This window comes from Pseudomonas sp. H2_D02, assembly GCF_054677635.1.
Genome location: NZ_CP162816.1, coordinates 3,842,869 through 3,855,206 on the forward strand (window position 1 = coordinate 3,842,869; position 12,338 = coordinate 3,855,206).

General features: G+C 61.5%; 12 protein-coding genes. 4 read left to right on the top strand and 8 right to left on the bottom strand.

Features of this window, described 5'->3' with window-relative positions:
- Positions 1-236 precede the first annotated feature (236 nt).
- On the top strand, positions 237-929 hold the full coding sequence (locus AB4N42_RS17670) for a type 1 glutamine amidotransferase domain-containing protein (RefSeq protein WP_460115068.1): 693 nt from the start codon (positions 237-239) through the stop codon (positions 927-929).
- 69 nt (positions 930-998) lie between these two features.
- The gene (locus AB4N42_RS17675; RefSeq protein WP_198796473.1) at positions 999-1,430 is read left to right on the top strand and encodes a DUF1810 domain-containing protein; all 432 of its coding nucleotides are present in this window, start codon (positions 999-1,001) and stop codon (positions 1,428-1,430) included.
- Here the strand turns inward: AB4N42_RS17675 and AB4N42_RS17680 are convergent.
- Complete coding sequence (locus AB4N42_RS17680; RefSeq protein ID WP_460115069.1) at positions 1,327-2,610, bottom strand: MFS transporter; 1,284 nt, start codon at positions 2,608-2,610, stop codon at positions 1,327-1,329. The two genes, AB4N42_RS17675 and AB4N42_RS17680, sit on opposite strands and share 104 nt — an antisense overlap.
- Positions 2,611-2,794: 184 nt before the next feature.
- Between AB4N42_RS17680 and AB4N42_RS17685 the strand changes: the two genes are divergently transcribed.
- Positions 2,795-3,445 carry a hypothetical protein gene (locus AB4N42_RS17685; RefSeq protein ID WP_460115070.1) on the top strand — a complete coding sequence of 217 codons (651 nt, stop codon included), beginning with the start codon at positions 2,795-2,797 and terminating at the stop codon, positions 3,443-3,445.
- Between the two features lie 91 nt (positions 3,446-3,536).
- Complete coding sequence (locus AB4N42_RS17690; protein ID WP_460115071.1) at positions 3,537-3,803, top strand: hypothetical protein; 267 nt, start codon at positions 3,537-3,539, stop codon at positions 3,801-3,803.
- Positions 3,804-3,833: 30 nt separating this feature from the next.
- On the opposite strand, the gene AB4N42_RS17695 is transcribed toward AB4N42_RS17690, so the two are convergent.
- From AB4N42_RS17695 to AB4N42_RS17725, 7 genes are read right to left on the bottom strand one after another with little or no spacing between them, the layout of a single operon-like run.
- Positions 3,834-5,129, bottom strand: coding sequence for a TIGR02270 family protein (locus AB4N42_RS17695; protein ID WP_258650937.1), 1,296 nt, complete (start codon positions 5,127-5,129; stop codon positions 3,834-3,836).
- 33 nt (positions 5,130-5,162) lie between these two features.
- Positions 5,163-6,089 carry a hypothetical protein gene (locus AB4N42_RS17700; protein WP_030138906.1) on the bottom strand — a complete coding sequence of 309 codons (927 nt, stop codon included), beginning with the start codon at positions 6,087-6,089 and terminating at the stop codon, positions 5,163-5,165.
- A 20-nt stretch (positions 6,090-6,109) separates the two neighbouring features.
- A complete protein-coding gene (locus AB4N42_RS17705; protein ID WP_198796476.1) occupies positions 6,110-7,309 on the bottom strand; it encodes a PAAR-like domain-containing protein in 1,200 nt (399 codons plus the stop codon).
- On the bottom strand, positions 7,309-8,349 hold the full coding sequence (locus AB4N42_RS17710; protein ID WP_323154435.1) for a hypothetical protein: 1,041 nt from the start codon (positions 8,347-8,349) through the stop codon (positions 7,309-7,311). Before AB4N42_RS17710 ends, AB4N42_RS17705 begins: the two co-directional genes overlap by 1 nt.
- Entirely contained in the window at positions 8,346-9,458 is a 1,113-nt protein-coding gene (locus AB4N42_RS17715) for a DUF2169 family type VI secretion system accessory protein (RefSeq protein WP_460115072.1), read from the bottom strand. Before AB4N42_RS17715 ends, AB4N42_RS17710 begins: the two co-directional genes overlap by 4 nt.
- A gap of 15 nt (positions 9,459-9,473) precedes the next feature.
- Positions 9,474-9,932, bottom strand: coding sequence for a DUF6484 domain-containing protein (locus AB4N42_RS17720; protein WP_460115073.1), 459 nt, complete (start codon positions 9,930-9,932; stop codon positions 9,474-9,476).
- 16 nt (positions 9,933-9,948) lie between these two features.
- Positions 9,949-12,126: a type VI secretion system Vgr family protein gene (locus tag AB4N42_RS17725; protein WP_217859488.1), complete on the bottom strand. Its 2,178-nt coding sequence runs from the start codon at positions 12,124-12,126 to the stop codon at positions 9,949-9,951.
- Positions 12,127-12,338: the final 212 nt, after the last annotated feature.

Consider the following 12,338-nt stretch of genomic DNA (forward strand, 5'->3'; position numbering starts at 1 on the left):
TACGCTCATTTGAACGTATGGACCAGCGCAGCCTCTGACACTAGGCTTTGTACGAAAAGTGCCTGCGCGACGATCATGCTGCGTTGAAAACAGGCTCGGAATGCTCATTGACAACCAGTCAACTCCGCTTCCTCGCCTGTTTTCGCCTTGCCTGATCGCCGCTCGGCGACTTTTCGTACAAACCCTAATGCAGGGCGAGCGCACGTCGCCCATTCCCGCTCGGAGGACAAGTTCACATGAAGATTCTAATGGTGCTTACATCCCACGATCAGTTGGGCGACACCGGCAAGAAGACGGGGTTCTGGCTGGAAGAGTTCGCCGCTCCGTACTACGTGTTTGTCGACGCCAAGGCGACGGTCACGCTTGCGTCTCCAAAGGGCGGGCAGCCACCACTGGACCCCAAGAGCGACGAGGAGAGTGCCCAGACCGACGCAACGCGCCGCTTTGCCATGGATACCCAGGCTCAAGCCGCATTGGCAAGCACGGTGCCGTTGGGCGAGGTTGATCCCTATGACTTCGATACCGTGTTCTATCCGGGCGGCCATGGCCCCCTTTGGGACTTGGCCGAGGACACCGACTCCAAGACGCTTATCGAAGCTTTTTATGCCGCGAACAAACCCATCGCCGCCGTCTGTCACGCGCCGGGAGTGTTCAAGAACGTCAACGCACCCGATGGCCAGCCCGTGGTGAAAGGCAAGAAAGTCACCGGCTTCACCAACTCCGAGGAAGAGGCGGTGGGCCTGACGCAAGTGGTGCCGTTCCTGGTGGAGGACATGCTCAAGGCCAAAGGCGGCGAATATTCCAAAGGCGCGGACTGGGGCAGTTACGTCGTCGAGGATGGTCACCTGATCACCGGCCAGAACCCTGCCTCGTCGGAAGCGGCGGCCAAGGCGCTGCTCAAGCGGCTGAAGCAGGAACTGAGCGCTTGAGGCGACTTTGTGGGGCGGCCAGCCGGTTCGCCCTTTGCCAGCGCGCTCAACGACGGGGGAGGATCGATCATGCAAGACCCTTTCAACCTGGCGCGCTTCGTCGAGGCGCAGCGTCCGGTATTCAGTCGCGTCATGGACGAACTGCGCGCCGGGCGGAAGACGAGTCACTGGATGTGGTTCATCTTTCCGCAACTGCAAGGGCTCGGTCGTTCCGAAATGGCCAGCCTCTTCGGGATTTCCGGCCTTGCCGAGGCTCGCGCATACCTGCAACACGATGTGCTCGGACCCCGACTGGAGGAGACCGTGATGACGGTCTTGCAGCACAGCGGGACCAGCGCCGAGCGGATATTTGGCTCACCCGATGATTTGAAGTTTCGCTCCTGTCTTACGCTGTTTATCAGCGCCCAGTCGGGATCTCCCCTGTATCAACAGGCGCTCGATCGGTTTTATTCGGGCGAGCCAGATCGGCGGACGCTCGACCTGCTTGCTCGGCAGGTATGAAGCGGTCCACGTTCGCAGACCACCACAGGGCGGCCACTCCCAGAAGGACTGTCAGTCCAGCCAGGACCAGGATGACCTGCTGCGTCCCCAATGGCGCCGCCAGCAGGGCCACCAGCAAACCGGCCAGTGGCTGTGACAGGTTGTTGAGCAACGTGATCACCCCGACGGTCTTGCCGAAGTCCTGGGGCGGAATGACCCGTTGGCGAATGGTGCGCATGTAGACGTTGAACATCTTGTCGAAACCGACGATCAACAGGAAGCCCAGGACATAGCCCGACAGGTTTGGACTCAGGGCACTGATCACCCCGCCTGCAGCGATCATCGAATAGCCAATTCCCCCTAAGACCCGCAGGGGCAGGGTTACTCGCGCGAGGAGCAACAGGATAAAGATCGTGGTTGCGGCGCCAGCCGCCTGCAAGCCGGCGTAGTGGTCCTTGCCGGCACCGTACTCGCCGATCACCATGGCGGCCGAAGTGGCCAAGGTGACGCCGACAATCAGGTTGACGCCCACCGCCAGCGCGATGATCTTTTTCAGTTCCGCCAGGTTGCGGATATGCCCGAAGGCGATCCGCAGGGGCTGTAGCCAGATGTCCTGGTGCTGCTCGTATACTTCCAGCCTTACCCGGCTGAGTCGTTGCCATACCCCCATGCCCAGGTCGGCGAGCAGGAATAGCGCGGCGACCCACAGCACCACCCAGTGCCATGCCCAGATATCCAACAACAATGCCGCCACCAATGGGCCGAGCACCAGTCCGGTCTGGTCGGCAATTTGTGAATAGGACAAGGTCTTGGTGTAGCTGTAATGCCGGAAGACATACGGCATCAGCACTTCGCGGGCCATGATGCCTTGGGTGGTCAGCACGCCACAGACGGCTGAAAGCACCACGACCCAGGCAATGCCGCCAAAAACGCCGTAGAGCGCCATCGCCAACAGACAAAGCAGCGCCCGATAGACCTGGCTGATATGCAGGATCCTGATCGGCGAATACTTGTCGCACAGGGCGCCGCACATTGGGAAAGCGAGAAAGCGCGGCAGTGATTCGACGAAGAACGCCAACCCGGCCCATGAAGCGCTGTTGGTGGTCTGGAACACTACCAGCGGCACGATGAACAACAGGATCTGGTCCGCCAGCCTCGATAGAAACAGCGAGATGAAAAAAGCCAAGTAATCCTTTCGCATGGAAACATCCTGTGACGAGGCGAAGCGGCGCACGCCACACACACTGACAGAATCAGGTCGGGGATTGAAGCGGGGTCGGCATCGGCTCGACGACGCGCGGTATCAATGCAGGGGTAGGTAGCCCGATGATGCTGTGCTAAGTTACCAAAGGTAGGTTAAACCCCAAAAGCAAGGAGGACAGATGATGTCACTCGATCCTATCCTGTTCATGGGCGGTTCTGGCGCTATCGGCCACCATACTGCCCGGGCGCTGCGCGCCGCTCATCCAGATGTACCGTTGTTGATTGGCGGACGTGACCTTGCGAAGGCCCAACGGGTCGCGGAGCAACTGGGCGGGGCGCAGGCCGTGGCGATCGACGCCGGTGCCGACGACCTGGGCCTCGGCGATCGCGCGGTCAGCGCGGTGGTGGTCTTCTACATGGACCACGCTCTCGCTGGATTGCGCTTTGCGCAGCAGCGCGGGGTGCCGCACCTGAGCATATCTTCCGGCGTTTTCGAGATCGCTCCGGAGATCGCCATGTACATGCATGCGCCAGGCGCATCGCCGATTGTCCTCGGTTATGAGTGGATGGTCGGCGCAACGACGGTGTCGACGTTCAGCGTTGCCCGTGAGTTTGGCCGGATCGACGATATCCGGATCAATGCGCTGGTCGATGAGCAGGACACGGGCGGCCCGACCGTTGCCAGCGATTTCGAACACCTGAACAAAATGCTCCCCGCCGCGCTGACCAGGCGCGGCGGAATCATTTGTCTGGCGCGAAGGGGAGGACGCCAAGACGCGCTTCCATGCGCTGGACGGCACGGCAATCGAAGCCACGGGTTTTTCTTCCATTGACGTCGTCGGCCTGGCGGCTGCGACGGGTGCACCGAATGTCCAGTTCAACATTGGCATCGGGGTGAGCTCCAGCAGGCGCCAAGGACGACCCATGTCCACCGAGATCATCATCGAACTCGCTGGCGAGGATCTTCGAGGCAACTCGCTGCGCACCCGTCATGCCGTCGTCCACCCGGCAGGCACTGCGCCGCTGACTGGTCTCTGCGTCGCCATGAACCTTGAGCGCCTGCTCGGGTTGGACGGCCAGCCTGCAACCCCGCCTGGGCTCTACTTTCCCTATCAACTGCTGGATGCCGAAGCGTATCTTGAGCGTTTGCGGGGAGAGGGCGGAGAGATGCGTAGATTGCCGGTGATGTAAGCGCTCCGAGCACGATTCGAAGCTTTGAGTTTATGTGGCGCTTGGGTTCATGAGATGCGAACGAAGCCAGTTATCTGGGCTTTCCGTCATTTCCAACAGCCGCTTTTGTTGCCAGGCCGGCGCACTGGTTGGGAACACCGCCTCGCCCGGCCGGAACCGCGCGAGACCGCAGGCGGCGGCGATGCGTTGACGTTGCTGGCCACGGACCAGCGCTTGCATAAAACTGCATTCGTTCTGGGCCAGTCCCAAGATGTAGCGAGTCCCCACTTGGAAATTTCCGCCATTGGCCTGCCACCAGGCATCGACAGACTGAGGGTTTGGCCAAGGCAGGTTCTCATCGGGATCCATGAGGACATGCGGATCTTCGGGGTTATCGTTCGGGCCCGCATCGAAATCCGGCAAGACGTGTAGCTCCAGATCGAGCAGGGCCAGGTCGGCTCCGGTGATCAGGCTGAAGGCTTCGCCAGCGACACGTGCACAAGGCGCATCGGCCATTTGTTGGATCAACCACGGCACGCTGACCGGATCGCCCAACAGTCCAAGGGCCTGGATGCCGATGCGCCGCTGCCGGGGATCCTGTACCCACTGGCGTATCCAGGCGATGCTCGGTTCGCGCGCCTGCCAGGCCAGCAGCACGCAGGCCGCGCGGTATTGAAACTCGCCTGGTTGCTCGGCGAACAGTCGCAGCGGTTCGAGGGCTTGCTGATCACCCATTTGCGCCGTTGCCCAGTTGGCCCAGAAGCGGGTGGCAGGGTGCATATGCGTTCGGTGGACTTGCAAGGCCTGTGACAGGTCATGCCGGCGCAGCTCACCGGCGGTGCGGGCGGCACGTGCAAGTACGCTGGGATCAACATCGGACAGTCCGGCCAGCAGGACGGCACCGGGGTCGTGGCGGTGCATGCCACACGCCGCCAGGCCGAGACGGCGAAAAAGCGGTTCGGGCGCCGCAAGCATGCGGTCGATCCAGGGCTCTATGCGCGCCCAGTCAAGCCAGCCCAAGGCCATCAGATAGCCGCGCTCTGTTTCCGCGGCGCTTCGCAAATGCTCGCTGAGCCGCGACAGCGCTTTTGCATCGGCCGCCTCGAAGGCCAGCACCACGCTGGCGAACATTTCGCCGACGGTGTGCGGGCCGAGCTGCTCCAGAAGGGCTTCCAGGCCGGCTGACCCGGCGATACGCAGGCCATCGAGATGCGCTTCGATACGCTCTTCCAATGCGCCCAGTTCATCCAGGTCGTAGTGGGGCGCGCGCAGTGCGTAGTCGCGCAGGACCGCCAGGAAACCCGCTTCCTCAACGTGCAGGTCGAGCACAACGGGCAGCGTGGTCATTGGCCTTCGATCCGGAAGGGAGATTTCGCCTGATCAGTCAATTTGCAGGCACCGCGTCCAGTTCGAACCATCGAACTCCATGACGTCCTTCGGCCCGATGGACCACATGATCCCGTCGGCTGCGCTCAGGTGGTAACAGGTGCCCGGCGCGTCATCGCCAAAATCGACGGGCTTGAGCGTGTCGCCCTCCAGTCGGTAGACGAAATGGGTGGAAGACACATACAGCTGGCCCTGGAAATATTCCATGCCCCAGAGATCCTCCCGGGTGCTGTCGTGCTCGATCACTTCCCATTGATCATTGCGACCACGCAGCAAGGTCCCGAGCTGGCCGCAAGCATAGGCAAAACCGTCCGGCGCGCAGCGCACCTTATAGAGCGCCAGGTTGGTCGGGCTGTTCTGCTGGGTGAAGACGGCACCGTCATATTTCCAGATTTCGCCTTCCCAGCCGACGGTATAGATTTCCTGCTCGCTGAAGCCATCGATGGATTCGAAGCTGGTGTCGGTGATGGGGGTGTCGCCCACCTGGGCGCTCTGGTCGATGCATCGCCATTGGTCTTCGCCGTCGCGCACGTAGGCTTGGCGGCAGGTGCCTACGGCGTAGGCGCGACCTTTGGCGATGCCGCGGATTTCGCGAAGGGGGCCGCGTTTTGTCGGGTCGACTCCGCAATTGGCAATGGGCGGTTCTTCCTTGACTGCGCCTCCACCGCTGGCTCGCACCGAGCCGTCCGTGCCGAGCGCCAGGTACCGCTCGGCCGGCACGTGGCAGACCGTTCCGGAACAGGCAAGCCAAGGCACTGTGCCGGAATACCAGGTTCCACGGTCAAGCGTGTACAGAATCGACCCCGTGTAGCCTTCGCTGATTGAAAGGTCATTGGTGGTAATCAGATAGCTGAGATCCGAATATCGAACGACTCCGGTGCCAATGCTGAGTCCACTGAATCGTCGGTCTAGTGCGTCCATTTTTTGGTTTCCTAATAGGATTAGCGACCGCTATCGCTATTGTTATCGCTTGGGCACATCTCGCTGATGGCTTTGTCTCGTTCGTGTTGGTTACTGGTCATGGAGGCCCGTGCATTGATCGGTTTCTCCTTGCCCGGGCTCTTCGCCTGGTCGTGGTAGTTGTTCAACTGGGCTTCCAGGCATTTCTGGGAACACTTGGAGTCTGGAAAGGTTTTCCTGGCCGCCAAGGCCCCTGTCTTCGTGGCCTTGGCCCTTGGCCATTCGCCTTTCGCGTCGGCCGATCTCAGGGCAACCACTCCACGCCGGGTATGCATCTGGCCATGGGTGGCAGTGGTCTGGTTCGGGCCCTCCACGCACATGACCGGCGCCTTGTCGGTTTCGTATTTGCTCCAGCCTGCTTTTGTCGGGTGCTGGTTCCTGGGCTGGCCCGCGAAGGCCGGGCCGTCGGTAAAGGACGCCGAATCGATCAGGTGATCTCCGGTTTGTCCCGGGCAACATCTGTTGGGCTTGTACGGGGCGAGAAAACAGCGCAGGGCCTTTTGGCAACGATCGGCGTTGATGGTCTTGGCCAACGAGGAATACTCCTTCAGAACGCCGGTATGGGCGGCCATGTACGCAGGATCGTCCGAAAATCCATCGCCCGCTTTCTTCTTGGCGGTATTACGCGTCTTGAGTGCGTCTTTCAGCGTTTTGGTATCCGGGCAGACCACTTTCTTATCGGTGTCGCATGCCTTTTTCAGCCGTTTCCTTTCCCCCTCGCATTGCGCCAGGCCCTCGGCGATTTCCATTCTGTCCGAATAAGGCCAAGGCACTGTATTGCCGGGTTGGGATGCGTGGTTATGGGTGGTCAGGTCCATGTGTCGGACGACGTTCTTGCCCTCGTACTTCACATCCATCGACCAAGAGGTGAAATACACCTTGCCCTTGTTCCTGCTGGTGACGATACCTTTTTTGGGCGCGTTCCCAGCCTCGTCGCCATAGCTGGTCTTGAAGTAGCTCTTGTCCTTGAGCATCACTTCCTTGCCAGTGATCTTCACCGTTCGGGTGCCTTTGGTCGTGTCCTTGGCCATGCCCGTGTTGGGGTAGGGAATGGGCACGCCCAGCGGGGTGGGCGGCGCCTGGGGCGGGGTGAAGCACACGTCTGGAAAACAGGCGATGGATTTGCCGTCCGCCGCCTTGCAGGAAACCTCCATGTTGTTGGCAAACACTTCGTTGGCCATCAGGCAGCCCTCACGATCCGGTAGCTGAGCAGCGCGGCGGCGCGTTCGCCGGCGTCGTTGCCAAGGTGGCAGAAGATGTTCGGCCCTTCGCCATAACCCTTGCGACTGGCGGCCAGCGCCACGGCAAGCATCGCCGGGCCGATGGCAGCGCCCACCTCGCCGATGCAGTCGGCCGGGTGCCAGAGATGGAAGAATTCCTTGCGCACCCGCAGGCTGCGGCTCAGGGCCAGCGACGCCTCCTTGAAGTAATACTGTTCGCCGGAAATGTCCGTCAGGCGGTAATCCATCTGTTCGAGCCCGCAACCGGCTTCACCCAATGCCACGCGCACGGCTTGGGTCAGGCCTTCGGCACGCAATGGCAGGTCTTCGGATTCCACCGTGGCCGGTTCCACACCGAAACCCAGGCCGATGCAGGTCAGTTGCGGCGCTTCTGCGGCGATGGGGGCGGCCAGCACCACCGCTGCGGCGCCTTCGCCGGGGATGAAACCGTTGGAGTTTTCGCTGGTGAGCAAGCGTTCGCGTTGCTCGAAGGCGGCCAGGGTAGGGCCGCAAAGCAGCGAATCGACGCCAGCGACCAGCACGTGGCGATGACCGTCCTGGTAGATCAACGTCCGCGCATTGAGCAGGGCCACGGCCGCACTGACCCGGCCCCTCGGAATAATGATGGAGTCGGGATGAAAACGCAGGCCCAGCTCAGCCTCGATGTCATGCAAGAGCGCCATGTCGAGGCCGTTCAGTCGTCCGGGACGCTCGGCTTCAGCCACGCCCAGCAACAGCGGAATCTTTTCCGGCGAAATCCCAGGAAGGCTTTGTAACGCCTCGGCGATGGCGAGCGCGGCCATCTTGATCAGCTTCGTGCGGCCGCGCCAGGGTTGTTCCAACGGCACGCTGGCGCCGATGATCCACTCGCCGGCGCGGTCGATGAAACGGGTTTCCTGAAAGTGGTCGATGGCACAGCGAATTGCCGCGCAGCTCGCCGGAGCGCTTAGGCCGACGGCACTGACCATCCCCGAGCCGATGATGCACAGGGCGGCCATCAGTGCGCGTCCTCGGCAGCCCGTTTGGCTTTGACCAGGACATCGAGCGACGGGTAGTAATCCTTGCCGAGTCCACGAGCACGCCACCAGGCCTTGGGCATGGTGCCGACGAGCACTTGGGCAATCTCAAAGATGTTGCGCCGCAGCGGACGGGCGATGCGCCAGGTCAACTGCACTTGGCGGGCATCGGTGTCGATCAGCAGGGTGTCGATCAGCGCCGGCACCGTTTCATGAAGGCCTTCCTTGCGGAAAAAGGTCACCGGCACGTCCATCTGGGGAATGCGAAAACTTGTTCGTTCCTGCGGGGTCAGGTTCAGCAACAGCACCTCTTCGCCGCCGCGCAAGTAATCGGTTTGCTGATCGATAGGCGCGGCCTGGAAGTAACGGTTATCGAAATCCGTTGGCAAGAACGGAAAGCTGTCGGCCAACCACGCATCGTCATAGGTGCCTGCAAAACGGGCGCGTTGTGGCCAACTGCGGCCAATGGGACCGAGGGCCATCGGGTGGAAGTCGCCGGACGGCGAGTCGATGGGCTTGCCCAGCTCCTCGGTGTTGGGCATTGGCCTGCCGACTATGTCGATGTCATCGGTGCCGCCTGGGTACCAACCGCAACCGCTCGGGTTCTGCGGATGGCAATCACGCATTTCGGGCATGTTCGCGAGGGTGCGGGAGCCACCGAAGGCTTGGGCGTAGGTGATGTCCTGCTCCGTAAAAGCCAGGGGTTCACCGGGCGACAGGCCCATCAATCCCGGCTGCCATTGCCGTGGACCCAACACCGAAAAGGCTTTGCCGACCCGGCCGACACGAAGGCCTGCCGTCAACTGGGTCACGGGCCGTCCACCCGGCGCATAGGCTTTGCCACACACCAGCACATCGCAGAATGGCTTGAACGGGGCGAAGTCCATTTCCTGGCGTGGGGCGCTGAGGCCCGGCTCGCCGAGAAAGGTGTCAGCCATCAGCAAGGGTTGCTGAATGTCTGCGAGGTTCGCGGCGCGGCCATCCAGCGGCAGATCGAACGTGCCCTTGGCCACGACGACCAAGGATTCGCGGCCGTCAGGTGCCATGCCCAGGGTATAGGCGACTTGCAGTTGGCTGGCGTTGAGCAGTTCCATCGCGCGACTACCTGTCTAGTTGATCTGCACCGAACCGCCCTTGATGCGGTTGACCCCGCTGGAGCGACTGGAGAGGTAGGTGCCGCGGATGATCACCTTGCCCGCACGGGTCAGGGTGATGCTGGCCTTGCCACAGCGCAGGATGATTTCCCGCTCCGCACAGAACTCCAGGCGCTCGCCGTCCAGGTGGGCCACGGCGGGCACCGCAGTATCCGGCAAGCGCTGGATGCGACCGATCACCAGCGGCCGGGCAAGGTCGCCGGCCTCGAACATCAAGGCGACCTGGACACCAATGTCCTCCCGCGTCAGCGGCGTGGTAGTGCGCGCGACGAGGCCCGCATCGGCGGGGCAGCCGGGGAAAGCAACCACCGGGGCCTGTGCCGTGGGCACATCCAGCAGCACGCCAATCACCACGCCGTCGACGCGCACCGAAGGGGCAGTGGAGGATTGCGGAAAATGATATTCAACGCTCATGACGCCCACTCCGTGGCTAGTTCTGCAGGATCTTCTGGCCTTTGACGACCACGTTCTTGTTGGCCTTGATGTTGATGGCACCGGAGCCGTCGATGGTGATGTTCTTGCCGCTGATCACAATGCTGCCGTCTTTTTTCAGGGTGATGCTGGCCGCGCCCGTGGTCAGGCTGATCGAGTCGCCGGCGTTGAGGGAGAAATGCTTGCCCACGTCCAGGCTGTCGTTCTGCTTGATGCCGGTGCTGCGGTTTTGCGCGACGTCCCGGGATTCGTTCTGGCCGATCCGCGTGCCCTGGTTGCCATTGATCTCGATTCCTTCGTTGCCCTGGACCGTCTCGTTGCGGTTGCCAGAGATGCCGATGGTCTCGTTGCCACCGACGTCTTCCGTGCGATTGCTGGCGATGCTGATTTTCTCGTTGGCGCCGACCTTTTCCGTGCGGTCCGCACCGATGGTGATGGTCTCGTTGTTGCCAACGCGCTCGGTGCGATTGGCGCCTATGGTGATCTTCTCGTCATTGCCGACGTCCTCGGTACGGTCGACGCCGATGGAAATCGTTTCGTTGTTGTCGACCCTTTCCGTGCGGTCGTGTTTGACGCGTACGGTCTCGTCATTGTCGATGGTTTTGCTGCGGTCATGCCCGACCCAGTGGGTCTCGTCGTTCTCGACCTCGATGTCCTGGTTCTTCTCGGCATGGATGAACAGTTGCTCCGCACCTTTCTTGTCTTCCATGCGGATTTCATTGAAGTTGGCCTGGGTGCCGTCCTTGCTTGAGCGGCTTTTCACCCCGCTCTGGGTGGCATTGGCCGGCAACTTGTAGGGCACCGTCTGCTCGGCGTTATAGACGCGGCCGGTGATGATCGGCCGGTCCGGATCCCCTTCGAGGAAGCTGACGATGACTTCCTGGCCGATCCTCGGAATCTGCACCGAACCCCAATTCTTGCCGGCCCAGGCCTGGGATACGCGAATCCAGCAGGAGCTGTTTTCGTTGGACTGGTCATGGCGGTCCCAATGGAAATGCACTTTGACCCGGCCGTATTGGTCGGTCCAGATTTCCTCCCCACCGGGTCCGACCACCACGGCAGTCTGGGGGCCGCGAACGATGGGCATGGGTGTGAGGGGCAGGGGACGGAAGACCTGGCTGGCATCCATGCAGTCCAGTTCGCTGACGAACTGTTCGGCCAGGTCCGGTTGGCCGCTTTCATAGGCCTCCTGGCGGATCTGATAGCGGGCGATGACCACCAGGTATTCGCGGTTCTGGTCCGCGCGGTCGTAGCCGGTCAGCGTGAACAAATGGCCGCAGCCCAGCCCGCGGGCGCGACCGCGCAACTGCACGCGCTCGAACTGGCTGTGAATGGCTTCGATACGGGTACGCGCGTAGTGGTCGCCGTCGTTGCTTTGGACGTATTCACCGGGATAGTCATAGAGCGGGTACTCGCCGTTAGTGTGATTGCGCGGCACACTGGAACGCACCTCGAGGCTGGCGCGGGGGCGCAAAAAGTCGTAGTCGTTCAGCGCCAGCGAACCAGGCTGCACCTCCCGGGCCATTTGCCAATCATAAAAATGATCGCGCTCGCGCATCTGCCGATCGGGCGGGTAGAAGGGCACCGAGGCATAGTCCGCCGCCGTGGAGTGCGCGCCGTAGGCATCGGCCAGGACCAGCACATGACGGGCCTTCTCATGGCGAAAGTAGTAATAAATGCCTTCCTGCTCCATCAGCCGGCTGACGAAGTCGAAGCTGGTCTCGCGGTACTGCACGCAGTATTCCCACTCGCGGTAGCTACCGCTCAGGCTGTCTTCGAAGTCCGAGAAACCGAGGTCACGGAACACTTGCTTGATGATGTCCGGCACGGTCTTGTTCTGGAAAATCCGGCAATCGGAGGTGCGCGTGAGCAGCCAGAACCAAGGACGCAGGCTGACGCGGTAACCGGCGAATTGGCCGTGCCCCGTCAACTGCCGACAATTGCTGACGATGCCGTGGAAGTAGCGTTTGCCGCCGTCGTATAGCTCGAGGGTCAGGCCCATCGGCTTGCCGAGCAACTGGTCGAACTGGATCGCGCGGTTTTCCGAGGTGAGGTCCAATTCGTAGTGGAACAACCGCCCCAGCTCTTCACTGCCATCCATGCCTTGCAACAACAGGGTGTCCGCGCCGAGGGGACTGTCGACCTGGACCAGACGATTGTTCTGGGTGATTGCCATCACGGCTTCCAAGATGCGCGGATCACTGCAATGGGCCCGGTGCCCGGTCGCAACGGCTCGGTAGTGAGGTGGGCGGCGTGCAGGAACGTGGCGTTTTGATCAAATCGAAGAACATCCACCACAGAGGTGATCTCCCTATCAGTCTCGAATCATTCAAGGCGCGCACGCAAAACTCCTTTTACGTGCAGATGGCATGTGGAATTGGTTATAGC

Coding starts and splice junctions, on each gene's coding strand:
- AB4N42_RS17670 (WP_460115068.1), top strand. CDS start 237: ATGAAGATTCTAATGGTGCTTACATCCCACGATCAGTTGGGCGACACC.
- AB4N42_RS17675 (WP_198796473.1), top strand. CDS start 999: ATGCAAGACCCTTTCAACCTGGCGCGCTTCGTCGAGGCGCAGCGTCCG.
- AB4N42_RS17680 (WP_460115069.1), bottom strand. CDS start 2,610: ATGCGAAAGGATTACTTGGCTTTTTTCATCTCGCTGTTTCTATCGAGG.
- AB4N42_RS17685 (WP_460115070.1), top strand. CDS start 2,795: ATGTCACTCGATCCTATCCTGTTCATGGGCGGTTCTGGCGCTATCGGC.
- AB4N42_RS17690 (WP_460115071.1), top strand. CDS start 3,537: ATGTCCACCGAGATCATCATCGAACTCGCTGGCGAGGATCTTCGAGGC.
- AB4N42_RS17695 (WP_258650937.1), bottom strand. CDS start 5,129: ATGACCACGCTGCCCGTTGTGCTCGACCTGCACGTTGAGGAAGCGGGT.
- AB4N42_RS17700 (WP_030138906.1), bottom strand. CDS start 6,089: ATGGACGCACTAGACCGACGATTCAGTGGACTCAGCATTGGCACCGGA.
- AB4N42_RS17705 (WP_198796476.1), bottom strand. CDS start 7,309: ATGGCCAACGAAGTGTTTGCCAACAACATGGAGGTTTCCTGCAAGGCG.
- AB4N42_RS17715 (WP_460115072.1), bottom strand. CDS start 9,458: ATGGAACTGCTCAACGCCAGCCAACTGCAAGTCGCCTATACCCTGGGC.
- AB4N42_RS17720 (WP_460115073.1), bottom strand. CDS start 9,932: ATGAGCGTTGAATATCATTTTCCGCAATCCTCCACTGCCCCTTCGGTG.
- AB4N42_RS17725 (WP_217859488.1), bottom strand. CDS start 12,126: ATGGCAATCACCCAGAACAATCGTCTGGTCCAGGTCGACAGTCCCCTC.